This window comes from Demequina sp. TMPB413, from assembly GCF_020447105.2.
Lineage (GTDB): Bacteria > Actinomycetota > Actinomycetes > Actinomycetales > Demequinaceae > Demequina.
This window is the reverse complement of sequence record NZ_CP096184.1, coordinates 1,041,107-1,066,732: the sequence shown is the minus strand read 5'-3', so window position 1 is coordinate 1,066,732 and position 25,626 is coordinate 1,041,107. Positions and strand designations below refer to the sequence as shown.

Genomic DNA, 25,626 nt, shown 5'->3' with positions numbered 1-25,626 from the left:
GGGTTTCCTTAATCACGAAGTCCGCTGGCGCGAGCGGGTATCGCCGTGTCGCGGCTGCGCTGTGGGCGTGACGGCGACCTGGGGCGGGTTGTCTGAGGTGGCGACGTGGTCGGGTCCGAAATAGAGCACCGACTCCCAGTCGAGTTGAGGGGCGGGCTCCGGGGGAGCGCTGCGCCGCGGCTTGCGGGGCACCTGGACCCAATGGATGGCGCCGAGCACGATGTCCACGATGGAGTTGCGGAAGCCGATGAAGGCGCCAATCGCGTACGTCGTCAAGAGGCCGTTGAAACCAGCGAAGACGGCGTGGCTCCAGTTCTCCGTCCTGATGTCGTTCGCCAGGGTGAGGAACGAGAACGCTGCGATGAAGTATGCGGCGAGGATATACAGCGCCGGTGCAGCCGTGCGGTTCGAGACCTTTGGCGTCCTCGCGAAGGCGATCTTGGACTTGGCCGCTGCCTGTTGCAGAGACTTGATGGTCCCTGACAAGTTGACGGGCAACAAAATGAGATTGAAGGCGTACACCCGGAACACGTCGGTCCGCTTGTAGCCGAGTCGCTTGAAGTCAGACGACATCGCGATGAAGTAGGGCAATGCGGCCGCAACGATGATCGGGCTGAGCAGGCGGTCGTCGAAGGGAAACATCAGCAAGAACAGGAGTCCGACGCTGGCCCAAGAGATCGATGCCATGTAATTCAGTCGCAGCGCTACCGACGCACGTCGGACCCGCTGGCCCTCTTTGCGTTTGCTCCTCAGATAGCGGCGGTACTTCGGCGCGATCAGCAGACCACCGTTTGCCCACCGTGCGCGTTGCACGGCCAGAGATCCGAAGTCTGGCGGGGTGGCGCTGTAACTGAGGCGCTCGGGATAGTTGTACAGAGACCAGCCGTGCGAGATCAGGTCAATGCTCGACTCGGTGTCTTCAATGACCGTGTGGTCCTGAACGTACCTGCGGATCTCTTGACCGCCCACATACGAGACCTCGACGATGTCGTCGAGGGCGGACTTCCGGATCACGGCATTTGCGCCCACCCAGAACGTCGCATCAAAGTACGTCAGCCCCTGGTGGAGGATGTGCTGGATATCCGTGGTGGCAGCAGCGATGCGTTCGAGCCGGGTCGTGGCTCCCCTGAAGGCGGAGTACGGGGTCTGGACCACGCCGATGCGCTCGTTGCCTGGCATCTCCATGTGGTGAACCAAGCGCAGACAGTACTCGCGCAGCAGCACACTGTCAGCGTCGAGTGTGAGCAGGTAGTCGCTGTCGGGAATGAGAATGCCGTCATCCGCTTCCGTCTGACGCAGCATCGCTCCTGCCCTGGTCTCCACTCGCCGCACCTTTCGGCCCATGAGGCCGATGTAGGCGTTGAGGTTCATGGCCTTGTTGGCGTCGTGCGGCAGATTGGCGTACGCCTTGCGTTCGAAGGACGAGATCTGCACATCGAAGGTCCACACCAGACGCCTGCAGAGTTGAGCGAGACGCGCGGCCGGCACCCCAGCTTGCTGGTCGAGCGCAGCGAAGAGCGCCTGAGACGTGCTTTCGAAGTCTCCGGCCAGCCCGCCAAGCACCTCATCGGCCAAGAAGTCATCGGCGTTCGAGGTCCGCTCATAGCCCGTCTGATGTTCGCGAAGCCAAGCAGCGGCCCAGACGAAGTCGAGGGCAAGGGCCCGTATCTGATCGGGCGTGCCTGCGCCGCCGTCTGCGGCGGCCTTTTCGTGGTGAACGAGTGACGCACTGAAGCGCTCGTACGGGCCGTTCAGGAGCGTCTGAATCTCGCCTGGAAGAGCACGGCAGTCGTCCAGACTCTTAGCCGCAGCAGGGTCGGACGGGTGTGGCGGGTCGTCCAGAAGGAGTACGACGCGCAACACGGGGTACTCCTGCAGAGCCGCGGACATCAACGTCGCGCGCACCACACTGGCATCTTCCGCATACGAAGGCACGAGCGTCGTGAGGGAACGCCGTGTGCGTGCCATGAAAGCATCGATCTCTGCACGAGGCACTCTGACGTGCCCCCTCGAACGGTACAACGCTCCTTGCCTGGCCAAGAGGTAGGAGAAGGTCGAGAAGATGAGGAAGCCCATGACGAGCACGTAGCCGAGCGATTGCCAGGCGTACGAGCTGTTCTCGATCCCGTTGTCGATGAACTGGGAGACCGTCGTGAGCGCGAGGTAGGCGACGAACGCGACCACCGTCGCCACAATGGCAAGACCGCCCATCCACGTAGCGGCGGTCGTGGCTGGCTTCTCAATTGCTGGAAGCGGCGGGCGCGGCTTCTCTGCTCCCCATTGGCGCCGACGTCGGCGAGGGGGACGCGGAGGCTCGCTGGGTGTATCGGTGAGATGGTGAGCCATCTCCAACTCTTCAAGCGCATTGTGGTGATCGTGGTGCGCGTCGACCAAGGTTGTTGTTCTCTCTTGGGCGTCGTCCGCTTCGTCCCCGGGTGTCCGATTTGTCCGGAACGTTTCGTGCTGCATTTACCTGCCCTAACGGCGAATTTCCTCGGCTCTGAGATAGTGCCGCGACGAAGTCTAACCCGGAGAATCGGCTGCGGCTAGGGCCGTGGGAGAAATGGTCGACTAGCGACTGCAATATCAGATCGGCGAACGCGGCCGCCGGGCCGTACGTCCTTCTTTCACGTTGAGTTTCGTCGCGTTCCATGTCAAGATAGCGATATATCGTTCGCTATCGGTGGCGTGGTCCACCTAGGAGGTCACCATGACGACCAATTTCCGTTCACGCAGCGCCACGGGCCTAGGAGCAGGACAGGCCGCCGATGCCATGTGGCAGGCGATGGAACAGCTGAGATCCTCGCTCGATAAGAAGGTGGGGACCCGCATGGGGAGGGGAGACGTGCGCGCGGCTCTGCTGGCGCTGTTGGCAGAGAAGCCGATGCACGGCTACCAAATGATCAGGGAGATTGAGGAGCGCACCGACGGGCGTTGGAAGCCGAGCGCCGGCTCCGTCTACCCGACCCTGCAACTCCTCACGGACGAGGGCGTCGTGAGCGTCGAGACCACGAATGATCGCAAGACGTACTCGCTGACCCAAGCCGGCAAAGAAGAGGCCACAGAGGCTGCGGCGAACGCGCCTTGGACGGCAGATGCGTCTCACGGCTCTGGTCCGTTCGGTGCGGTGCCAAAGGCGGGGCTCGATCTTGCCCAAGCCGTGGCGCAAGTGGTGCGCACTGGAACATCCGAGCAGCACGACAAGACGGTCGAGGCGCTTAACGACGCTCGACGTAGGATCTACTCGATCCTCGCGCAGGACTGATCGGTTGCCGTCGACGCGTCGGGATCGAGGAGACGAGATGCCCGACGTCATACAAGGCCGCGCCCGTTACCGGCGCATCCTTCGCTTCGCCGCGTGGCACCTGGCGGTGACCTGGTGGTACGAGTTGTTCTTGCCGAGTGTCGGCATGGCGAGGATCGCAGAGCGTACCCGGGCAGCCAGGATGCACCGCTTTGCTCGGCGATTCAGGGTTCTCGCCGTCTCGCTTGGCGGGCTCATGATCAAACTGGGTCAGTTCATGTCGTCGCGACTGGACGTGCTTCCGCCTGAGATCACGAAGGAACTTGAGGACCTTCAGGACGAGGTGCCACCTGCACCGTTTGCCGCGATTCGCGAACTCGCGGAGCAAGAACTAGGTGTGCGGCTCGATCGGGTCTTCGCGGAAGTGGACCCCGAGCCGATCGCCGCGGCATCCCTCGGGCAGGCCTACCGCGCCAGGCTCTCACGCGAAGACGCACACGTCGCTGGCTTTGAAGCGGTGGTCGTCAAGGTGCAGCGCCCAGGCATCGGCGACATCGTGGACGTTGACCTGGCTGCTTTGCGCAAAGTTGGCGGATGGTTGAGCAGAGTCCGGCTCGTGTCTAACCGCGTCGATATGCCGACGCTCGTTGAGGAGTTCGCAATCACCAGCCTCGATGAGATCGACTACCTCAAGGAGGGCCAGAACGCAGAGCGCTTCGCGGAAAACTTCGCGGGCGACGATCGAGTGAAGGTGCCGGCCGTTGTCTGGGAGCGAGCGAGTAGGAGGGTCTTGACGCTTGAGGACGTGACGGCGATCAAGATCAATGACAAGGTTGCCCTGCATGCCGCGGGGATCAATCCCGCCGATGTGGCACCCGAGTTCGCAGCGGTGATGTTCGACCAGTTGTTCCTTCACGGCTTCTTCCACGCCGATCCGCATCCAGGCAATCTGTTCGTGACCCCGCGTGAAGCCGAGCCGGGCAAGAACCCGTGGACACTGACGTTTGTCGACTTCGGGATGATGGGGGAGGTTCCCGTTGCCTTGCGTGCGACGCTGCGAAAGCTTGTCATCGCCGCCGCATCCCGTGACGGGAAGGGCATGGTCGCGGCCATGAACGAGGCGGGCGTGTTGTTGCCGTCCGCGGACACCGCAGAGTTGGAACGCGTGATGACCGAAGTGTTTGCGCGTTTCGGTGGCATGGGCTTTGCGGAGCTACGTGAACTCGACCCACGAGAGTTCACCGACTTTGCCATGCAATTCAGCGACGTCATGCTCACCCTGCCATTCCAGCTCCCCGAGAACTTCTTGCTCGTGATCAGGGCGGTTTCTCTCACCTCTGGAATGTGTTCATCCCTTGATCAGACGTACAACCTGTGGGACTCGGTCGAGCCCTACGCGCAGCAATTGCTCAGCGCCGAAGGCGGAAACCTGGCGCGCGAGGTAGCCAAAGAGGCGCTTGAGATTGCCGGGCTCGCGTGGCGACTTCCCAAGCGGCTTGACGCGGTGTTGACGAAAGCAGAGGAAGGCACGCTTCCCCTGTCCGTCCCGCGTCTCGAGGCGGCAGTGGCTCGCGCGGACCGCACCGGCAAACGGGCAGTGTCTGCCGTCCTGTTCGGATCACTGCTCATCGCAGGCGTCCTTGCGCGACCGGACGACGCGGGCATGGGGACGGCGCTGATGGCGGCATCTCTCCTGCCCCTCGCGCACGCCCTCTTTGGCGGCCGCCGCCGGAGGTGAGGCCGGGGCTTTGTTCCTGGCTGTCTCGCATTACGCCCACTCAGGAAGGGATGCTGCGAAATAGTCGACCCCGCGGGGTCCCAGGACGGCTCCGAGTAGCGGACAATGGCAGTTGTGCCCGAACCGGTCCTGCTCGTCGCCGTGGTCGCGACTGCTCTCGCTTTCGACTTCACCAACGGCTTTCACGACACAGGGAACGCGATGGCGACGTCCATCGCGACTCGAGCTCTGAAGCCTCGAGCCGCTGTGCTGCTGTCCGCCTGTCTCAACATGGTGGGTGCCTTTTTGTCGCTCAGCGTGGCTGCGACGATCGCCAAGGGCATCGTCGATTCAGGAGTGGTGACCCTCGACGTCGTCCTGGCCGGTCTGGTGGGCGGTATCGTGTGGAACTTGGTGACGTGGGTACTCGGCATACCCTCGAGCTCTTCTCATGCGCTCGTTGGTGGTGTGGTTGGCGCCGTGATTGCAGCGATCGGAACGTCAGGCGTGTTGTGGACCGGCTTGATCGCCAAGGTGATGATCCCCGCGCTCCTCGCGCCAGTGCTCGCCATCGGTGTGGGCGCCGCAGCCACGTGGTTCGTCGTCCGAGCGACAAGGGGCGTGTCACAGGCCGACAACGACAGGATGTTCCGCTGGGGGCAGATCGGTTCGGCTTCGCTCGTGTCGCTCGCGCACGGCACCAACGACGCCCAGAAGTCGATGGGCATTATTCTGTTGGCGCTCATAGCCTCGGGGACCGTTCCACAGAACTCTTCTGTGCCGCTGTGGGTGATCGTGAGTTGCGCTCTGGCCATGGCCCTCGGGACGTACACCGGTGGCTGGCGAGTCATCCGCACGCTTGGCAAGGGGCTCGTGGAGCTCGAACCGCGCCAAGGCATGGCGGCCGAGACGTCGTCAGCCGCGGTCATCCTGCTGTCGAGCCACTTCGGCTTCTCGCTTTCGACCACGCACGTGGCCACCGGTTCGATTCTTGGGTCAGGCGTCGGCATGCGGGGCGCTGCCGTGCGTTGGTCTGTCGCTGGGCGGATGTTCCTGGCGTGGCTGGTGACCGTGCCGGCGGCGGCCCTGGTGGGGGCTGGTTGCTTTGGCCTCGGCCAGTTCGCGAGCTCCTACGCCGTCCTTGGACTCGTCGTGGTCGTGTCGGCAGGGCTCGTCGCCTGGTCGAAGCTGAGGCCGGTGAACCACCTCAACGTCAACGACGACTGGGACGGTGGAGTGGAGTCGACCATCGCGCAATCGTTGACCGATCACGACCCTTCCTTGCTGGACACCGCGCCTCCCGGCCACGTGCACGAGAGGTAGTCGCTCATGTCTGAGTACATCAACGTGAGCGCGCTGCTCAACGTCGTCGTCGTGGGTCTCGTGGTGGGGGCGGGCCTGCCAGCACTCTTTGCCCTAGGCGTCCGGGCGCTCGCCGGCCCCGGCTCGCGGGACGACGATGGCCGGCGACCACCTTTACGCGTCGCGATCGCTGCCACCAGTTTTGGCGTCGTGATGGCAGCCATCATCGTGGCGGTGGGTTTGATTGTCTCCGGTGGTCACTGACCGAGTCTGATTCTCGATCATCCCTGCTAAGAAGGTGTAGAAGGCGAGGCGGCGACGTGTGCGTTCGTTGCCTCGGCGGGCATAGGCTCTGGGTGACATGACTGAACTGACCGCCACCCGCGCACGACTTGCCATCTTTGCTCTCGCTCTTGGCGGTTTCTCCATCGGAGCCACCGAGTTCATCGCGATGGGCCTCCTGCCAGAGATATCCAGCGACCTCTTGAAAGAACTGTCGCTCGTCGATTCAGAGGCGGCGATCGCGAAGGCCGGTTGGCTTATCACCGCGTATGCGATCGGCGTTGTCGTCGGAGCGCCGACCATTGCTGCAGCGTCGGCGCGCTTTCCCCGCCGATCGCTGCTCATCGTTCTCGCTCTTGGATTCACGCTTGGCTCGGTCGCCTCGGCAGTGGCGCCAACCTTTGAGACCGTCGTCGCCGCTCGGTTCGTCTCCGGTCTTGGTCACGGAGCCTTCTTTGGAGTGGCAGCGCTCGTTGCCGCGCGCCTGATGGGTCCCGAGAAGCGCGGCCAGGCTGTCGCCTCCGTGCTCGTCGGCCTCACCATCGCGAGTGTCGTGGGAGTGCCGACCATCACGTTCGTCGGTCAGCAAGTCGGGTGGCGCTGGGCCTACCTCGTCGTCGCGGCACTTTTCGCGGTGACCACGTTCGCCATCGCGGCCTTCGTGCCGCGCAGCCAAGGTGATCCCAGGGCCACCATCAGCCGGGAACTGCTCGCCTTCCGTCGGCCTGCGGTGTGGTTTGCGCTCCTCACGGGGTCCCTCGGTTTTGGAGGATTCTTCGCCGTGTACAGCTACGTGGCGCCGCTATCGACCGAGGTGGCGGGCGCCTCGAGCGGTTTCGTGCCCGTCGTGCTCATGGTGTTGGGCGTCGGAACGACCATCGGCATCCTTGGTGGAGGCAGGCTGGCCGACAGGGGAGCGGTCCGCGCCATCTTCCTCCTGTTTGGCGCCCTTGCGATCTCGCTGACTTTCCTCGGGCTCACCGCTCATACCGTGCCGGGTCTGCTCATCGGCGTGTTCCTCGTGGGTGGTTCGGCCCAAGCGCTCGCGCCAGCCATTCAGACTCGGCTCATGGACGTTGCTGGAGACAGCCAGACCTTGGCGGCTGCCGTCAACCACTCCGCGCTCAACATCGGCAACAGCCTTGGCGCCGCTCTGGGCGGCGCGGTGATCGCGGCAGGGCTCGGCTACGTCGCTCCCACCTGGCTCGGTTTGGCCCTTTGTGTGCCAGGTTCGGTTTTTGCCCTTGCCGGCTGGATGGTGACGAGGCGACAATCGCAGCCCCCTCCTCGCGACGAACTCGCGATCCCTGTCGGCTAGCGAGAGGCGTCGCCCCGGCGAAGCAACCGGGTCTACGAGCGACGCGGCTTGCGCGTTGGCGCGGCAGCCCGACCCCGCATCGGCCCTTGATCGGGTCGAATCTCGATGAGCTTGCCGCTGATGCGCGTGCCGGCCAGTTTGCGCAGCGTCTCTTGCGGGAGTTGGGCGGGCAGATCTACCAGGGAGAAGTCAGGGTGAATCTTGATGGCGCCAAAGTCGCCACGACTGAGGCCGCCCTCGTTCGCGATGGCTCCCACGATCTGGCGTGGCTCGACCTTGTGGCGCTTGCCCACAGAGATGCGGTACGTGGCCATCGGGCCAGAGGCCTCACGGCGGAACCGCTCGCCCTTGGGGGCGTCGTGGTGGCGCGAGAGCGTAGATGATTGGTCGCGCTCGGGAGCAAACTGGGGTGCCTTGACTTCCTCGGCTGGGTCGAGCAGAAGGGGAGTCTCGCCTTGCGCGACGACCGCCAACGCCGCGGCAACATCCGCCTCAGGCACATCGTGATGCTCCACGTAGTGGCCCACGATGTCCCTGAACGCCTGAATACGTTCCACCTGGCTCAGCGCCTCGGTGATGCGGTCATCGAATCGCGTCAAGCGTGTCGCATTGACGTCGTCAACGCTCGGCAGGTGCATTTGGGTAAGCGGCTGCCGCGTGGCGCGCTCGATAGACGTGAGCAAGCGGCGCTCTCGCGGGGTCACGAAACTGATCGCATCGCCCTTGCGGCCGGCGCGACCCGTGCGTCCGACCCGGTGAATGTAGGACTCAGTGTCGATCGGGATGTCGAAGTTGACCACGTGGCTAATGCGGTCAACGTCGAGTCCACGCGCCGCCACATCGGTCGCGACCAGGATGTCGAGTTTGCCGTCGCGCAGTTGCTTGATGGTGCGCTCTCGTTGCGCCTGCACCACATCGCCGCTGATGGCGGCGGCTGCGTAGCCGCGCGCGCGGAGCTTCTCTGCGAGCGTCTCTGTCTCATTCTTGGTTCGTGTGAAGACGATCATCGCTTCGAAGTTCTCGACCTCGAGAATGCGCGTGAGCGCATCAACCTTCTGGGGATACGAGACCACGAGGTAGCGCTGCGAAAGATTGATTGAGGTGGTCGTCTTCTGCTTGACCGTGATCTCTTCAGGGTCCTTGAGGTACTTCGCTGACAGCCTGCGAATCTGGGAAGGCATCGTCGCCGAGAACAGCGCCACCTGCTTGGTTGCTGGCGTCTGCGCGAGGATGGTCTCGACGTCTTCCGCGAAGCCCATCTTCAGCATCTCGTCTGCCTCGTCGAGCACCAGATACTTCAGCTCCGACAGGTCAAGGGTGCCCTTTTCGAGGTGGTCCATGATGCGGCCAGGCGTGCCCACCACCACGTGGACGCCACGCCGCAACGCCGACAGTTGGGTTCCGTAGCCTTGGCCGCCATAGACAGGCAGCACGTGGACACCCTTGGTGTGCGAGGCGTACTTCTCGAAGGCCTCGCACACCTGCAGCGCCAACTCCCGCGTGGGCGCCAGGACGAGTGCTTGGGGGTTCTTCTGTGAGTGGTCAAGCCTCGACAGGATCGGTAGCGCGAAGGCGGCGGTCTTTCCCGTTCCCGTCTGGGCGAGACCGATCACGTCCCTGCCAGCAAGTAACGGTGGAATCGTGGCCGCCTGAATGGCAGAGGGGGTCTCGTAGCCGACGTCCTTGAGTGACTTGAGGACCGCGGGGTCGAGTCCGAGGTCGGTGAACGCTGGGCCAGATTCCGGAGTTGTATCCGGCAAAGAAGACGAGGGCATGAGACAACGGTAGGCCCTGTTCGGGTCTCTCGGGGGCGGCGCGCCTCGCTGGAGCTCGCCGACGTGGTCTCACGCGCACCTGTTGCGGCCTTGCGCAGCGGGCGTTGTTGTGGCCCTAGGCTCGTCTTGTGGGCGACATTGAGACCCTAAGGGGGGTGCAGGCTGCGGTGGCTGCCTGCGTGTTTGTTCTGGTGTTCGTTGGTACCTATCGGCCGACCCGTTCGCGCTTCGCGGGGTGGTGGGGAGCCGTCGTTGCCTGCTCAGCCATGGGCACAGCTGCCTATGTCGTGGGGGAGGGCACCGCGCCGAGGATCGCCGCCGCTCTTGGCAACGGTGCCGCTGTCGCTGGAGCCGCGTGCGTGTGGCTCGCGGCACGCTCATTGCGGGGATTGCCGACGCCGTGGCGGGTTCCCGTGGGGGTTGGCACAGCCTTCGGCCTGATCTCGTGGTGGGAGTACCCGCAAGAGGCTGCGTGGCCCGGAGGGCTTGGCCTCCTCGTCGGGATGGGGGCGATGCTCGGTCTGTCGGCTCGGGAATTGATCGTCGCGCACCGACTCGGTGCTCGCCGAGAGGACAACGGCGTATGGGGCGAGGCGCTCACCGCCATTGCTGTCTTGGCCGTCGCCTCGGTCGTGGCCACGCTCTTCTACGGAATCAGGGTGGTGGCCTACCTCACCATCGGACCGGACGCAGACTTCTACGTGACGTGGGTGGGGCCGCGAAGCACGACGTTTCTCATCCTCTTGCTCCTTGTGGTGGTCTCGTACACCGTCACGGCCCTCAGCCACTTTGAGATCGAGAAGGGTTGGCGCACGAAGGCGCTGACTGACGACCTCACGGGAATGCTTAACCGGGGTGCGTTTGTCGATCGAGCTCACGCCACCGTGGGAGCATCCCGCACGGCGGGGGCGGTACCGGCTGTGGTGGTGGCGGATATCGACCACTTCAAGGACATCAACGATCGCTTCGGTCACGCCTATGGCGATCACGTGCTGGTTGCCTTTGCGTCGGCGGTCGCTGCGACGCTGTCGGAGCGCGACGTCGCCGCGCGATTCGGTGGCGAGGAGTTCGTCTTGCTGATCGCAGATGCCGACAACGCCGCAGCCTTGGCCTTGATCGGCGCCATCAACGCGGCCTTCGAAGGCGCGGCGCAAGCGGGCGAACACATCCCCACCGTGAGCTATGGCGTGGCAGTTCTCACAAGCGACATGACCATCGACGATGGAATTCAGGCCGCTGACGCCGCGATGTACAGGGCGAAGCGTGAGGGAAGGGCCCGCGCAGCGGTGCACGACGGACGCACGTAGGCCAGCCCAAAGGTGCGGCGCTCAAACGGGGTGCCAGACGTCCCGGCCGTAGCCAAGCGATTGCGCATAGCGTCGTGTCAAATGGTTCCGTTCTATGACCCGCTGCGTACCTACGAGGACAACTACGCGAACGGCCCCTTTGGGGTGTTCCGCGAGCCCTCGCCTTACGTGCGCGCCGGAAATGCGGGCGCGCGCTTTCTGGGGCAATACGTTGACCGACCTTTTGGGATTCCTGCGGGCCCGCTCCTGAACGCGGCCTTCTGCGCCGCCGCGTTCCGACACGGCTACGACGTCAATGTGTACAAGACCGTCAGGACGAGGGCACACGCCGCACACCCGTTCCCCAACACGCTCTCGGTGCACGTTGAGGGGCCGCTTACCCCCGAACGCGCCCAGCAGCCGGTGCTCGCTGACGACGACTTCCGTCATGTAGCGAGCATCACCAACTCTTTCGGGGTGCCTTCTCGTGATCCGGACGAATGGCAGCCGGACATGGCGGCCGCAGTGCGCTCGGCTGGCCCTGGTCAAGTGCTCATTGGCTCCTTCCAAGGAACCAAACCGGCGGCCAACGCGGTGGACAGGGAGGCCGCGTATGTGGCGGATCACGTCCGCGCCGCCACGCTCGTGGCCGAGACGGGCGCGCGGCTACTTGAGCTCAACCTCAGTTGCCCGAACGAAGGCGCTGCCGACCTCCTGTGCTTCGACACTGCGATGGTGGTGCGCATTGTCGACGCTATCAAGGAGGCGGTGGGTGATCTGCCGTTGATTCTCAAGCTGGCGTACTTCAAGGAGGACCCGCCGCTTGCCCGCCTTGTTGCTGCCACGCGCGGCATCGTTCAGGGATACGCCGCCGTCAATACGATTCCCGCGAAGCTTGTCAATCCAGAAGGCGGGCAGGCGCTCCCCGGCGAGGGTCGTGAGGTGGCCGGGGTGTGCGGATCAGCTATCGCTTGGGCCGGGCTGGAAATGACGGAGCGATTGGCGGTGCTGCGCGATCGCGGAGGCAGTTCTTTTGAGATCGTCGGAGTCGGGGGCGTGCGGACCCAGGAGGACTACGCCGCGATGCGACACGCCGGTGCTGACGCGGTGATGAGCGCGACGGGTGCGATGTTCGATCCCCTTCTTGGCCTGCGCATTCACGGTGTCGCGGAGGGCGCGGTCGCTCGCTGATAGCCGGCGCCAGGGACCAAGGGCCCAATCGTTCTCGCTCACCAGATCTAGTGTTGCTCTACCGCCAAACGCACTATATGTAGTGTTTCGACGGCACGGCAGGCTGCACGCGGAGGCGAACCCCCGAGGCGGATCCACACACGGAGGAGAGCGATGAGCATCACCAACCTTGACCACGCAGGCCAGCAGGCTCCAGCCGCGGCACAGCGGCCGACGGTGTCGGTCGTGAAGCGCGATGGGCGCACGCTGCGTTTCGATGACAGCCGCATCGGCGCGGCCCTCACGAAGGCCTTCGAAGCGGTGCACGGCGAGTTGGGCGCCATGCATCGGCGCTCGATCGAGCAGTTGGTCAAGCGGGTGGACAAGGAACTGGCCGAGCGCTACATCGGCGAGGTCAAGATCTATGAGATCCAGTCTGTCGTCGAGCACGTGTTGCTTGAGGCGCGCGAGTACGAGGTCGCTCAGGCCTACATCGACTACCGGGTGCAGAGGGACTTCGCTCGCAGCAAGGCGACAGACCTGAACCACTCGATCGTCAAGCTACTCGACAAGGACTCAAGCGTCGTCAATGAAAACGCGAACAAGGATGCAGAGGTCTTCAACACTCAGCGCGACCTGACCGCTGGCACGGTGGGCAAGGCGATCGGCCTCCGCATGCTGCCTGCTCACGTGGCCAACGCTCACCAAAAGGGTGACATCCACTACCACGACCTCGACTATCACCCCTATGCACCGATGACGAACTGCTGCCTCATCGACTTCGAGTCGATGCTGTCAAAGGGCTTCCGCATCGGGAACGCCCAGGTCGATACCCCGCGATCGATCGGTACCGCGACGGCGCAGATCTCTCAGATCATCGCGAACGTCTCCTCAAGCCAATACGGCGGTTGCACCGTCAACCGCATCGACGAGCTTCTTGCCCCCTACGCGGCTATGAACTTCGCGAAGCACGAGGCCGATGCCCTCGAGTGGATCGAGGACCCCGAGCGCCAACGCGAGTTTGCGAAGGAAAAGACGCGCAAGGACATCTATGACGCGATGCAATCGCTTGAGTACGAGATCAACACGCTGTTCACCTCCAACGGGCAGACGCCGTTCACCTCGCTCGGCTTCGGACTCGGCACTGGCTGGTACGAAAAGGAGATCCAACGCGCGATCCTGCAGATCCGCTTGCGCGGCCTCGGCAGCGAGGGCCGCACGGCGATCTTCCCCAAGCTCCTGTTCACCATCAAGGAGGGCCTCAACCGCAAGGCGGGCGATCCCAACTACGACATCAAGGAACTTGCCGTGGAATGCGCGACCAAGCGCATGTACCCCGACGTGCTCAACTACGACAAGATCGTCGAGATCACCGGCTCCTTCAAGGCGCCGATGGGCTGCCGCTCGTTCCTCCAGGGCTGGGAAGACGAGGACGGAGACGACTCGGTCGAGGGGCGCATGAACCTCGGCGTGGTCACCTTGAACCTGCCTCGGATCGCGCTCGAGTCTGAGGGCGACCCTGGCGTGTTCTGGGCGCTGCTCGAGGAGCGACTGGCCACGATGCACGACGCCCTGATGTACCGCGTCCAGCGGTGCACGGAGGCCTCGCCTGGCAACGCGCCCATCCTGTATGTGCACGGCGCCTTCGGCAAGCGACTAGGGCCGCTCGACAAGGTCGACACCCTGTTCCGCGGGGGCCGCGCGACGGTCTCCCTCGGCTACATCGGCCTCTACGAAGTCGCGACCGCGTTCTATGGAGCCGCTTGGGAGGGCAACCCCGATGCGAAGCAGTTCACGCTCAGCGTCTTGGAGTCGCTCCAGTCCCACGCTAAGGAATGGACCGCCGAGTCTGGCTATCAAGTGAGCGTCTACTCCACGCCAAGCGAAAGCCTGACCGACCGGTTCTGCAGGCTCGACAAGGAGCGCTTCGGTTCCGTCGCCGACATCACGGACAAGGACTACTACACCAACAGTTTCCACTATGACGTGCGCAAGAACCCGACGCCCTTTGAGAAGCTCGACTTCGAGGCGGAGTACGCCCCGTACACCTCCGGTGGCTTCATCCACTATTGCGAGTACCCCGTGCTCCAACAAAACCCCAAGGCGCTTGAGGCGGTGTGGGATTACTCGTATGACCGCGTCGGCTACCTCGGAACGAACACGCCCATTGATCGCTGCTATGCGTGTGGCTTCGCTGGCGACTTCAACCCGACCGCGCGTGGCTTCGCCTGCCCCTCTTGCGGCAACGAAGACCCGCGCACATGCGACGTCGTCAAGCGCACCTGCGGCTACCTCGGCAACCCTCAGCAAAGGCCGATGGTGCACGGGCGTCACACCGAGATCTCGGCCCGCGTGAAGCACATGTCCAACGACGTGCGCGTGCCGTTGTCCGCGCTCGACTAGGCGTAGAGCCATGCCACTGACACCGATTCCGCGCCTGTGGCAGGCCGAGAAGGTCAGTCACAGCTATGTGGCCGACTACAAACCCTTCTCGTTTGTGGACGGCGAGGGCGTCAGGTGCAGCCTGTACGTGGCGGGCTGCCTGTTCAAGTGCGAAGGGTGCTTCAACGAGAGGGCGTGGAGCTTCCGGTTGGGCGAGCCGTACTCCGACGAGTTGGGCGACCGCATCATGGCGGACCTCGCGCACGAGTCGGTGCAGGGCTTGTCTCTGCTGGGCGGCGAGCCCTTCCTCAATACGCAGGTGTGCCTTGAGGTAGTAAGCAGGCTGCGCGCCCAGTTTGGAAGGACCAAAGACGTGTGGTGCTGGACCGGCTACACGTTCGAGGAGCTCATGGCGGACTCCGACGACAAACGGGCGTTGCTGGGTGAAGTCGACGTGCTGTGCGAGGGGCGCTTCGAGGAGTCACAGAAGGATCTGACGCTCGCGTTTCGCGGCAGCCGCAACCAAAGGGTGCTCAACGCCAGGGAGTCGCTCGCCACCGGCGTCGCCACCCTGCGTACCGAGGGCTGAACGTCGGGAAGGCCTGCGAGTGACGGCGGCTACCGCGGCCCGGCGTTCTCGGCGTCCACGAGGGCGCGTCTCAACACCTTGCCGACGTTCGTCTTGGGCAATTCTTCAAGGAAGACGATGTAGCGCGGACGTTTGTACCCTGCGAGGTGTTGCTTGAGGTGCGCCCTGAGCGCGTCTTCCGTCAGGTGTGGGTCGCGCCGTGCAACAAAGAGCTTGGGCAGTTCCCCGGAGTGCTCGTCGGGCACGGCAATCGCGCCAGCCTCGGCGACTCCAGGATGAAGCATCGCCGCCTCTTCGATCTCGGCGGGATACACGTTGAAGCCGGAGACGAGGATCATCTCCTTCTTGCGGTCGACGATGCTCAAGAAGCCGTCCTCCGACAGCACCGCGATGTCACCGGTGAGCAGCCAGCCGTCATCGGTGAGGCATGCCGAGGTTTCTTCTGGCCTGTTCCAGTAGCCCTGCATCACTTGAGGTCCCTTGACAGCGAGCTCGCCGGGCGAGCCATGGGGAACCGGCCGCCGCTCGTCGTCCAGAATCTGGACGTCCGTCGAAGGCAAAGGCACGCCGATCGTTCCCACGCGAGGGGGCATGTGCGTGGGGTTCACGCTGACAACGGGGGAGGCCTCGGTGAGTCCGTAGCCCTCGATGATGTCTGCCCCTGTGGCGGCCTTCCATCGCTCGGCAACGGAAGAACGAACGGCCATTCCTCCTGCGACGGTGATGCGGCAATCGCGCAAATCGTCTCCCGAAAAGCCGGGGGCATCAAGGAGCGCGCCAGCAAGCGTGCTCACCAGGATGAGGCCGTCAGGACGTGACTTCTTGAGGGTCTTGACGAAACCCTTCAAGTCCCTGGGATTGGTGATGAGCACGTTGTGGGCACCAAAGCGGAAGAAGCCCAGGCAGTTCACGGTGAGCGCGAACACGTGGTACAGCGGGAGGGCGGCGATGACGGTTGACTGGCGCTCCTCGCCGAGCGTGTTGCGCACCTGCCCCATGAACTGTTCCTGATTGTTGAGCAGGTTCCAATGCGTCAGCACGGCGGCCTTTGGCCCGCCTGTTGTTCCTCCGGTGTATTGCAGGAACGCGATGTCGGAGGGCTGGACGGCAGGGTCAATGAAGTCAGCTCGGCTGCCGCGGTCGAGGGCGGCGGTGAAAGTGACGGCATCTGGGATGTCGAAGTCAGGCACCATCTTCTTGATCTTCGCGGCGGCAAAGTTGATGACGCTACGTCGTGGCTGGGGCAGCAGGTCGGCCACTTGCGTCACGACCACGTGCTCGATCGTGCTGCCAGGCAACACCCGCTGGACCTTGTCGGCGAAGTTAGCCAGCACCACGATCGCGCGAGGCTGGGAGTCTGCTACGACTCGGGCCAGTTCGTGGTGGGTATAGAGGGGGTTGGCATTGACGACGATGAGCCCGGCGCGCAGAGCCCCGAACAACGCGACGGGGTACTGCAGCAAGTTGGGCATCTGGATCACGATCCGGTCGCCTTTGCCAAGCCCAAGCTCGCTCTGCAGAAACGCCGCGAACTGGGTCGCGAGTCGGTCGACGTCGTTGAAACTGAGCGTGCCGCCCATGTTGGAGAACGCGACCGCGTCTCGATGCCGCTCGGCCGTGTCGCGGAGCATGTCGGAGAGCGATGATTCCGTGAGATCAGGGACGCGGCGCGCTACTTCGGGGGCATAGAAGTTGAACCAGGGACGGTCTTCACTTCCGACGGGGTCATTGCTCGGCAATTGCGTGGGGGTTGTCATTGTCTTCACCATCCTCGTTGATGGATCCATGGGGTAGAGGGATTGTGCGGGACGTGGGGTCTCAAGCGCCAGGCGGCTCGCCGTCGACGGTCATGAGCAGGTGGGGCTTTGTTCCTGATCGGTCGGTCACGGCCGCCGTGAACCCGGTGGAGGTCGGCGCCGTGACCAAGCCGACGGCCGCGGGGAGCAGGATCGGCTTCGTGAAGGCCACCTTTGCACTATAAGCGGGTGGCAATCGTGACTCGATCGCGGCGAGTGCGCGAGCATGGGTCCACATGCCGTGAATGATGGGCCGCGGGAAGCCAAAGAGCCTGGCTGCGATCCTGCTGGTGTGAATGGGATTGGGATCACCTGAGACGTGCCGATACTGGCGACCTAGCCCCACCGGTAGCTTCCAGATGGCTTGCGGGGTTCCCGGCTCAAAGCTTTGGCGCTCTGATCTCTCCGCTTCGCCGTCGACGGAAACGCCCTGGGCGAGATAGGTGCTCACTCCTTCCCACACCGTCTCTCCGTCCACCGCCACTTCGCCAATGAGGTCGACAAGTGCTCCACGGGAGTGAGCCCTGAGCGAGTCGAGGTGGACCGCGAGGGTGAGGCGTTCTTCCACGCCGACCGGCCGGTGCAGAGTCATCCTGTTGCTGACGTGCACAGCCCCCAAGAGCCGAACGCTCGACTCCGGGTCGGACAGCAGGTGAATGTGGAGCGGGAAAGTCAGGACGTGCAGCCACGTGGCAGGCACACTGTCACGCAGCGGGAAGCCCGTCAGCCTGTCATACGCGGCCAGCCGGGCGCGATCCTGGGTGAGATTTTCGATGACGGCCGTTCGCGTGGGGATTCGTGGTTGGCCGCGACGCGGGCGCGGAATCAAGGAGCGAGCGAAGGCTGGGGCCAACCGTGGAGGGGCGGCGAGTGTCTCGACATCCCGCACCATCACGCACCCACCAGGTTCTGGCCACACACCCTGATCACCTGTCCTGACACCCCGGCCGACGCCGGGTCGAGGAGATAGCCGATCGTCTCCGCGACGTCGTCTGGGTTGCCGCCTTGAGCCAAACTGTTGGTGCGCCTAAACACCTCCCGCTGGACAAAGGGAATGCGGGCCGTCATGTCGGTCTCGATGAACCCCGGTGCCACCGCGTTGACAGTGATGCCGCGGTCTGAGAGGTCGGGGGCCATCGCCGCGACCAGGCCGGCGACGCCTGCCTTGGACGCGGCGTAGTTCGCTTGGCCCTTGTTCCCGGCAAGGCCAGAGGTGGACGCGATGCCCACGATTCGGCCGTTGTCTCCCAGCCCTCCCTCTGTGGACGGATCTAGCAGCACGTCGTTGATGCGCAACTGGGCTGCGAGATTGACTTGCAGCACGGACGCCCACCGGTCAGCATCGGTGTTGACGAGCATCTTGTCCCGCGTGATCCCCGCGTTGTGAACGATTCCGTAGAGACTCAAGCCTCGCTCTGCCACGTGTGCCGCGATCTTTGCCCCAGCGTCTGCCGCGGTCACGTCAAGGTGAAGCGCCGTTCCACCTACCTCATTCGCAACGGAAGCGAGAGATTGTCCTGCCGCGGGAATGTCGACCGCCACGATCGTCGCGCCATCCCTCGCCAGGATCCTGGAGATCGACGCGCCGATGCCTCGCGCGGCGCCCGTGACCACAATGACCTTGCCCGCGAGGGGCTGCTCGGCAGCGGTCGTCTCGACGCCGCCAACGCCGACGCTCCACGATTGCCCGTCGACGAACGCCGAACGTCCCTGGAGCAAGAAGGACAGAGTTGACGTCAGATCGTTGCTCGAGGCACCACGATCGACATACACCAGGTTGGCGGTGGCGCCCTTGCGCAGTTCCTTGCCCACCGTGCGGTTGATGCCGTCGAGTGCGCGGGCCACTGCTTGAGCTTCCCAGTTGCCGGCAGCCGGACGCGCAAGGATGATCACTCGCCCAGAGGGTTCGAGAGATCTCACCGCTGGCCTCAGCACCGCGCGGAGATCCTCGAGACCGTCGATGGTGGTCACCTCGGTGGCGTCCACGACGATGGCGCCGATGCGCGAGCCGTAGCCGGGGGGCTTGTCGCCAGGGGTGTCGATCACGGGGTGGTCGAATTCCAGTCCAAGCCCGACGAGAGCGTCTCTCGCTGCCGTGGCCGACGCGAGGGAAGCCAGCACGATCGCTCCTGCTGGCCAGTTGCGGCCCCTGCGCAGGGTCTGGGCCGGCGGCAAACCCGCCCGCTTGGCGAGCGACTGGCCTGGTGACGAGTAGAAGACTCTTTCGAGAGTTGTCATCACACGGCCTCCAGGATGGCGACGACGCCGAGCCCGCCGGCGGCACACACGGAGATGAGGCCGCGGGAGCCCGGTCCTTTGCGGTGGAGCAACTTGGCGAGTGTTGGCACGATGCGAGCTCCCGTGGCGGCGAAGGGGTGGCCGACGGCAAGCGAGGATCCGGCAACGTTGAGGCGGGAGCGGTCGAGAGTGCCGATGGCCCCTTCTAGTCCGACGCTGCGGCAGTATTCGTCCGACTCCCATGCTGACAGCGTGGCGAGCACCGTCGAAGCGAACGCCTCGTGTATCTCGACCAAGTCAAAGTCGGCCAGCGTGAGGCCCTGGCGTGCCATGATGCGTCCGGCAGCGGCGACGGGCGCGAGGAGCAGATCCGCTCCCGACGGGTGGTCAACCGCCGCGACTTCAGCGTCAACGATGCGGGCAAGAGCAGGGAAGTGGTTCCGCTCGGCCCACTGTGCGTCTGCGAGGAAGACTGCGGCGGCGCCGTCGGACAGCGCGGTTGAGTTGCCAGCTGTCATGGTGCCCTCTGGTCCGCCGAAGACGGGCTTGAGGGCAGAGAGCTTCTCCACCGAGGTATCGGCTCTCAGCAGCGCGTCCTTGGTGACGCCTTGATAGGGGGTCACCAGGTCGTCGAAGAAGCCTTCGTCCCACGCGGCGGCGAGGTGGTGGTGGGAAGCCGCGGCGAGTTCGTCTTGCGCCTCCCTCGTAATGCCCCACGCCTTGGTGGTCAACGCCTGGTGCTCGCCCATCGATAGGCCAGTTCGCGGTTCGGCCACTTGCGGCGCGGCGGGAGCGAGGTGCGAAGGCCGGATGCGTGCCAGGGCGGCGACCCTGTCCTTCGCTGACCGTGCCGCGCTCGCCTTGAGCAAGATGCGCCTCAGCGGCTCGCTGACCGCAATAGGGGCATCGGATGCCGAGTCAACGCCCGCGGCGATGCCGGATTCGATCTGCCCGAGGCGAATCTTGTTGGCGATGTAGATCGTGGTCTCGAGGCTGGTGCCACACGCTTGTTGCAGGTCACACGCTGGCGTCTGGGGAGAGAGTGCCGAACTGAGAACGGCCTCTCTGGTGAGGTTGAAGTCGCGAGCGTGTTTGAGCACGGCGCCCGCCGCGACCTCTCCCACACGCTGGCCGCTGAGGCCAAAGCGTGCAGTCAGGCCGTCCAGGGCTGCCGTCAGCATGTCGTGGTTGGAGGCTTCTGCGTAGCGTCCGCCTGCCTTGGCGAAGGGGATGCGATTCCCGCCGATCACAACGGCTTCATGGGACATGGTTTCTCCTCGTCGTTGAGAACTACCTATAACTCACGGTAGCAGATACTGTGAGACACGGGTACTATGACCGCATGAGCACTGATGGCAGGGACACCCGGTGGGAGGAGCATCGCGTCGCGAGGCGCCGCGAACTCGTCGCCGACACCCTGCGCGCCATTAGGGCTCACGGGCCCGACGTGGGGATGGACGATATCGCCGCCCAGGCAGGGGTGAGCAAGACGGTCTTGTATCGCCATTTCGGTGACAGGGCTGGTCTCTACGCCGCCGTTGTCGAGAAGGTTCACTCCAACATTCACGAGGGAATGACCGCGGCGCTGCAACTGACGGACGCGGCCGACATCGGCCGCTTGGCCACGGACATTGCCGACGCCTACCTGAGCCTGGTCGAGCGCGATCCCCAGATCTATCGCTTCGTCTTGGTACGTCCGGCGCCGGGGCCGGCAGGAGTGATTGACCCCGCGGGCGCCCTCCCTGATGTGATCGGCGCTCACGTCGCGCAAGCGATCGCTGAGCACCTCGATGACAGGGGGATCGACTCGGCGATCGCCTCGACCTGGGGTCACGGCCTTGCAGGCTTTGTGCGCGCCGCTGCCGATCACTGGATGGCCTCTGAGCCAGATACCCCTCGTGAAGTGGTGCTCGAACGTATCACCAGGCTGTTCACGCCAGCCTTCGCCGGAGCACTCCCGCTGGAGTAGCCAGCACCTCAACCTCACACACCGGAGGAACAACAATGACGTTGACCGACGAAACCACGGAGCTCGACAACGCAGAGCAGCTCACCACCCTTGGCGCCGCGTTGCGCCGCGCGCTCGACGGCGACTTCGCTGAGGAGCGGGCCGCGGCACGGAGCGCATTCCCTGCTGCCAACATGCACATGAAACCGGGGCTCGACATGGCGACCGCCCGGCAATGGACCCTTGCGCGGCTCCACGAGCTCTCGGCCTCTGGTTTCGGTTCCGCAGGAGTTCCACAGCGCGCAGGGGCAGCGGCCGATCCGCTCGCGGCGGTGGTGACTTTCGAAATGCTCGCTCATGGAGACATGTCGGTGACCATCAAATCGGGCGTGCAATTCGGGCTGTTCGGGGGAGCGGTGACCAATCTCGGAACGGCTTGGCACCATGACACCTTCTTGCCGGACATTACGTCGATGAAACTGTTGGGCGGCTTCGCCATGACCGAGTTGGGTCACGGTTCCGATGTGGCGAGCATTGAGACGGAGATCGTGTACGACCGCGATAGCGACGAGTTCATCGTGAACTCGCCCAAGCCTTCCGCGGCCAAGGCCTACATAGGCAACGCTGCGGCCGACGGCACGATGGCAGCGGTGTTCGGCCAACTGACCGTTGACGGCGTATGTCACGGGGTCCACACGATCCTGGTGCCCATTCGCGACGAGGATGGTCACGACCTCCCTGGCGTGACCACCGGCGATCAGGGCCACAAGGGTGGCCTCTTGGGCGTGGACAACGGCACGATCTTGTTCGATCACGTGAGGGTGCCCAGGCGCATGCTCCTCGACCGCTATGGCGGGGTGGACGAGACGGGAACCTATCGGTCCGCCATCGCTGACCAGAACAAGAGGTTCTTCACCATGCTTGGCACTCTCGTGCGTGGCAGGGTGTGTATCGCGGCCGCGGGCGGGATCGGGGCGCGTCGGGGCCTGTCAATAGCCATGCGCCACGGCATGAACCGGCGCCAGTTTCCTGCTGCTGGCCGACCCGATGGGGTGTTGCTCCTCGACTACGTGACTTACCAGCGTCGGCTGCTTCCCAAGGTTGCCAAGGCATACGCGCTCGGCTTCGCACAGAACGACCTGACCGCGGCGCTCGTGCACGTTCAGGGACAAGGCGAACACACCGAGAGGGACCAGCGCGAGCTCGAGACCCGTGCCGCAGGACTGAAGGCCATGACCACCTGGTTTGCCAACGACGCGGTCCAGGAGGCGCGTGAGGCCTGCGGTGGCGCCGGCTACATGAGCGAGAATAGGCTCACGGGACTGCGCCAGGACATCGACATCTTTGCGACCTTTGAGGGCGACAACACGGTGCTCATGCAGTTGGTCGCCAAGGGGCTGCTCACCAACTACGCGCAGGAGTGGAGCGCGCTGGACCGCACCGGTGTTGTCCAGCAGACCACGAGGGTGGTGGGGGAGACCCTGCTTGAGCGCACCGCCGCGAACCTTGCCTTCGAGCGGTTGGCGAACTCCGTGAGGAGGCGGCCTGAAGAGACGGCGGTGGTTGACAAGGCATGGCACGCGCTGATGTTCGAGGAAAGGGCCCGCCACTCGCTCGAGTCGCTCGCTCGACGGATGCGGGCGGCGCGCAAGGACTCTGGCGACGGCTTCGAGGCCTTCAACCGACTGGGACCACACGTGCAGTTTGTGGCGCGGGCGCACATGGAGCAGGTGACGCTCGCCGCCTTCGTGGAGGCCGTCTCACAGTGCGAGGACGACGCCGCCAAGGAGGTCCTGGAGAATCTCTGTGGCCTCTATGCGCTCCACAGCATTCACGGCGACCGCGCATGGTTCCTTGAACACCATCGGATCAGCGCGTCGAGGTCGAAGGCCTTGGGCGACCAGATCGATGCGCTGTGCGGTCAATTGCGGCCCCATTCACTCGCGCTCGTCGAGGGCATGGGAGTGCCGTCATCATGGCTTTCGGCGCCTCTCGTGGAGGCTACTGCTCACCAGCCTGACGGAGCGTAATCCTTGAGGAAGACGCCGTAGAGGTCCTCGCCTGCCTCGCCGCGCACGATGGGGTCGTAGACCCGTGCGGCGCCATCGACGAGATCCAGCGGGGCGTGGAAGCCCTCTTCTGCCAAGCGCACCTTGGTGGGATGAGGGCGCTCGTCGGTGATCCAGCCGGTGTCCACGCTGGTCATGAGGATGCGGTCCGCCTCGAACATCTCCCGGGCGCTCGTCCTCGTGAGCATGTTCACGGCGGCCTTCGCCATATTGGTGTGCGGGTGCCCCGGCCCCTTGTACCCGCGGCTGAACACACCCTCCATCGCCGAGACGTTGACGACGTAGGCACGACCGTTCTCGTTGGCGGCAGACGAGGCGGCGGCTGCCAGATTGGCCCTCAGGTGATTGATCAGGATGAAGGGCGCGGTCGAGTTACACAGCTGGACCTCGAGCAGTTCGAGGGCGTCAACGTCGCCAACGGCTTGGACCCACGAGTTGGTGTCGTGAAGGTCGGGGATCAGCCCACCGGCGTCGATCGCGCTGCCGTCCGCCAGCTTTGCGAGTGATGATGAGCCGGGTGCGAGAGCCAAGTCGGTGAGACGTTGGGCGTTGATCCCCGCGACGGTGCTGGCGTGCGGCGTTGGCGTAGGGGAGGGCGTACCCATCTCGGCGGTGTGGGCCGAGGCCAACAACGGGTGAGTCTCGACCGAGGACTGCAGCGCGTGCGGGTGCTGGTCGGCGGTGCGGCCAAGGGTCACCATGCGCGGCCCCCTGCCCTCTTCCCACAGGCCCGGCGGGATCGGTACGGACTCGGCGTCGGCGAGCGGCGCGTAGGCGTCGGGGGAGCGGCGGACCGTCTGGGCCGCGTTGTTGATGAGAATGTCGAGCGGGCCTTCGCCAGCAACGGTCTTTGCGAGCGCGACCACTTGGGAAGGGTCGCGCAAGTCGATTCCGACCACCGTGAGCCGGTGCAGCCACGAAGCGGCATCGTCCATCGCCGCGAATCGTCGCACCGCGTCGTGCGGAAAGCGAGTCGTGATGGTCGTGTGAGCCCCGTCGCGCAGCAACCGCAACGCGATATGCATGCCGATCTTTGCGCGTCCTCCTGTGAGCAGCGCGCGCTTGCCCGTGAGGTCTGTGCGCGCGTGTCTCTTCGCGTGGCTTAGGGCGGCGCAGTCGGGGCAGAGCTGGTGATAGAAGGCGTCGACCACCGAGTACTTCTGCTTGCAGATGTAGCAGGGGCGAGGCTTGACAAAGGTGCCGGCGATCGCCGCCGAGACGCTCGCCGTGAGCGTCAGCCCGCGTGTCTCGTCGTCGATCCTGTCGGGGGCGCCCGTTGCGGTGGCGGCCACGACCGCGCCGTCCGCCTGGGCGATGGCCGCGCGCTTGTCGCGCCGCCTGGTCTGCTTAACGGCCTTGACCATACGAGACGTCGCGTGACGCACCGCCACGAAGTCGGGGTGGTCCTCACCGACCTCGTGGAGCTGGCCCAGGACCCTCAAGGCGACGGCCAAGTCATCCGGGTCGATGCCGCCGGTGGAGCCCGGGGGAGAGGCGGGGGGTTCTGACACGCGTAGGAGCCTACCTAAGGCCTGGCGGCCGACGTGCTCGCGCTAGGGGCATCGAGGTCTACAGGTCGCTAAGGGGAGAAGTTCCCGCCAACGTCTTGAGGTCCTGCGCAGCGCGCTCGAGGGCAGCGATCACGGCGCCGATCGCCGCATCGTGCCGAGAAGATCGCCGGGTCGCCGTGAACACCGTGCGATGAGCGGGAGGATCGAGCGGCCTGGCAAAAGCTGTCAGGTCGCCTCTTCCCCACATGAGACCGGGTAGGAGGCCGACGGCAAGTCCCGACTCGATGAAGCGCACGTGCGCCTGAAGGTCGGCCGTTTCAAAGCGTACGTCGGGCTCAAAGCCTGCTGTCCTGCACGCTTGTTCGGCAAAGTGGCGCGTGGCGGTGCCTTTCGGCTCCATCACCCAGGTGGCGTCCGACACCGCGGGCAGGGTGGTTGCATCCGCCCAAGGCCCGCCAACGCACAGGCGGATCTCGTCGACCACCAGCGGGCGCCTGTCGACCTCTGGGTAGTGCGGGGCGGAGTGATGCGGGTACTCCTCGGCAACCACCACGTCGAAATCTCGAGCCCAGGTATCTGCGAGTGCCGCACCCGGCTCCGATTGCGTGACCATGACGCGCAACTCAGGATGAGTGGTCGCGAGCGACCTGAGGGCCGGTGGGACGAGCGCGAGCGCTGCGGACTGGAATACGGCGAGTTTCACGGTGCCGCGCAGGGCGTGATGGTGCTGGCGAAGGTCAACCTGCGCCTCCTCCAGCCGCGCAAGCACCGCGTCGGCGTGGACGACGAGCCGCTCTCCTGCAGGCGTCAGCCGCAAGCGGCGCCCTGATCGGACCGTGAGGGCGACGCCTGCCTCGCGCTCAAGTGCTGCGAGCTGTTGGGATACGGCAGACGCCGAGTAGCCCATGGCCGAGGCGGTCGCAGCGAGCGTGCCCCTGGCAGCGAACTCCCTCAGCATGGCCAGTCCGTTAAGTTCAAGCATTCCTACAGTTAAGCAGT

19 protein-coding genes are annotated in these 25,626 nt (G+C 64.6%); 11 read left to right on the top strand and 8 right to left on the bottom strand.

Annotated features, from left to right (window positions below):
- Positions 1-12: 12 nt before the first annotated feature.
- Positions 13-2,469, bottom strand: a complete 2,457-nt coding sequence (locus LGT36_RS05145; protein WP_226264689.1) for a glycosyltransferase family 2 protein — start codon at positions 2,467-2,469, stop codon at positions 13-15.
- A 241-nt stretch (positions 2,470-2,710) separates the two neighbouring features.
- On the opposite strand from LGT36_RS05145, the gene LGT36_RS05140 reads away from it, so the two are divergent.
- From LGT36_RS05140 to LGT36_RS05120, 5 genes are all read left to right on the top strand, one after another.
- Positions 2,711-3,265 (top strand): PadR family transcriptional regulator, encoded by a 555-nt coding sequence (locus tag LGT36_RS05140; RefSeq protein ID WP_226095208.1) that lies wholly within the window; start codon positions 2,711-2,713, stop codon positions 3,263-3,265.
- 37 nt (positions 3,266-3,302) lie between these two features.
- Positions 3,303-4,982: an AarF/ABC1/UbiB kinase family protein gene (locus LGT36_RS05135; RefSeq protein WP_226095207.1), complete on the top strand. Its 1,680-nt coding sequence runs from the start codon at positions 3,303-3,305 to the stop codon at positions 4,980-4,982.
- A 105-nt stretch (positions 4,983-5,087) separates the two neighbouring features.
- Positions 5,088-6,284: an inorganic phosphate transporter gene (locus LGT36_RS05130; protein WP_226095206.1), complete on the top strand. Its 1,197-nt coding sequence runs from the start codon at positions 5,088-5,090 to the stop codon at positions 6,282-6,284.
- 6 nt (positions 6,285-6,290) lie between these two features.
- The gene (locus tag LGT36_RS05125; protein WP_226095205.1) at positions 6,291-6,527 is read left to right on the top strand and encodes a hypothetical protein; all 237 of its coding nucleotides are present in this window, start codon (positions 6,291-6,293) and stop codon (positions 6,525-6,527) included.
- Positions 6,528-6,624: 97 nt separating this feature from the next.
- Complete coding sequence (locus LGT36_RS05120; protein WP_226095204.1) at positions 6,625-7,863, top strand: MFS transporter; 1,239 nt, start codon at positions 6,625-6,627, stop codon at positions 7,861-7,863.
- 32 nt (positions 7,864-7,895) lie between these two features.
- On the opposite strand, the gene LGT36_RS05115 is transcribed toward LGT36_RS05120, so the two are convergent.
- The gene (locus LGT36_RS05115) at positions 7,896-9,638 is read right to left on the bottom strand and encodes a DEAD/DEAH box helicase (protein ID WP_226264690.1); all 1,743 of its coding nucleotides are present in this window, start codon (positions 9,636-9,638) and stop codon (positions 7,896-7,898) included.
- A gap of 266 nt (positions 9,639-9,904) precedes the next feature.
- On the opposite strand from LGT36_RS05115, the gene LGT36_RS05110 reads away from it, so the two are divergent.
- The 4 genes from LGT36_RS05110 (at position 9,905) to nrdG (ending at position 15,065) form a co-directional block, all read left to right on the top strand.
- Positions 9,905-10,945 carry a GGDEF domain-containing protein gene (locus LGT36_RS05110; protein WP_226264691.1) on the top strand — a complete coding sequence of 347 codons (1,041 nt, stop codon included), beginning with the start codon at positions 9,905-9,907 and terminating at the stop codon, positions 10,943-10,945.
- Positions 10,946-11,026: 81 nt separating this feature from the next.
- Positions 11,027-12,115, top strand: coding sequence for a hypothetical protein (locus LGT36_RS05105; RefSeq protein WP_226095178.1), 1,089 nt, complete (start codon positions 11,027-11,029; stop codon positions 12,113-12,115).
- Between the two features lie 153 nt (positions 12,116-12,268).
- Entirely contained in the window at positions 12,269-14,497 is a 2,229-nt protein-coding gene (nrdD, locus tag LGT36_RS05100; RefSeq protein ID WP_226095177.1) for an anaerobic ribonucleoside-triphosphate reductase, read from the top strand.
- A gap of 10 nt (positions 14,498-14,507) precedes the next feature.
- Positions 14,508-15,065, top strand: coding sequence for an anaerobic ribonucleoside-triphosphate reductase activating protein (gene nrdG, locus LGT36_RS05095; RefSeq protein ID WP_226095176.1), 558 nt, complete (start codon positions 14,508-14,510; stop codon positions 15,063-15,065).
- A gap of 29 nt (positions 15,066-15,094) precedes the next feature.
- On the opposite strand, the gene LGT36_RS05090 is transcribed toward nrdG, so the two are convergent.
- The 4 genes from LGT36_RS05090 to LGT36_RS05075 form a co-directional block, all read right to left on the bottom strand.
- Positions 15,095-16,822, bottom strand: coding sequence for an AMP-binding protein (locus tag LGT36_RS05090; RefSeq protein WP_226095175.1), 1,728 nt, complete (start codon positions 16,820-16,822; stop codon positions 15,095-15,097).
- A gap of 61 nt (positions 16,823-16,883) precedes the next feature.
- Positions 16,884-17,690, bottom strand: a complete 807-nt coding sequence (locus tag LGT36_RS05085; RefSeq protein WP_226097510.1) for a MaoC/PaaZ C-terminal domain-containing protein — start codon at positions 17,688-17,690, stop codon at positions 16,884-16,886.
- Positions 17,691-17,752: 62 nt separating this feature from the next.
- Complete coding sequence (locus tag LGT36_RS05080) at positions 17,753-19,099, bottom strand: 3-oxoacyl-ACP reductase (protein WP_226097511.1); 1,347 nt, start codon at positions 19,097-19,099, stop codon at positions 17,753-17,755.
- The gene (locus tag LGT36_RS05075) at positions 19,099-20,367 is read right to left on the bottom strand and encodes an acetyl-CoA C-acetyltransferase (protein WP_226097512.1); all 1,269 of its coding nucleotides are present in this window, start codon (positions 20,365-20,367) and stop codon (positions 19,099-19,101) included. The genes LGT36_RS05080 and LGT36_RS05075 overlap by 1 nt, the downstream gene beginning before the upstream one ends.
- Before the next feature lie 74 nt (positions 20,368-20,441).
- Here LGT36_RS05075 and LGT36_RS05070 point away from each other — a divergent pair, with 74 nt between their 5' ends.
- Positions 20,442-21,068: a TetR/AcrR family transcriptional regulator gene (locus LGT36_RS05070; protein ID WP_226097513.1), complete on the top strand. Its 627-nt coding sequence runs from the start codon at positions 20,442-20,444 to the stop codon at positions 21,066-21,068.
- 35 nt (positions 21,069-21,103) lie between these two features.
- Positions 21,104-23,077: an acyl-CoA dehydrogenase gene (locus LGT36_RS05065; protein WP_226097514.1), complete on the top strand. Its 1,974-nt coding sequence runs from the start codon at positions 21,104-21,106 to the stop codon at positions 23,075-23,077.
- Here LGT36_RS05065 and LGT36_RS05060 read toward each other — a convergent pair.
- Together LGT36_RS05060 and LGT36_RS05055 are read right to left on the bottom strand one after the other, a co-directional pair.
- Positions 23,056-24,627, bottom strand: coding sequence for an SDR family NAD(P)-dependent oxidoreductase (locus tag LGT36_RS05060; RefSeq protein ID WP_226097515.1), 1,572 nt, complete (start codon positions 24,625-24,627; stop codon positions 23,056-23,058). The two genes, LGT36_RS05065 and LGT36_RS05060, sit on opposite strands and share 22 nt — an antisense overlap.
- Before the next feature lie 58 nt (positions 24,628-24,685).
- On the bottom strand, positions 24,686-25,609 hold the full coding sequence (locus LGT36_RS05055; RefSeq protein ID WP_226097516.1) for a LysR family transcriptional regulator: 924 nt from the start codon (positions 25,607-25,609) through the stop codon (positions 24,686-24,688).
- Between the last annotated feature and the right edge of the window lie 17 nt (positions 25,610-25,626).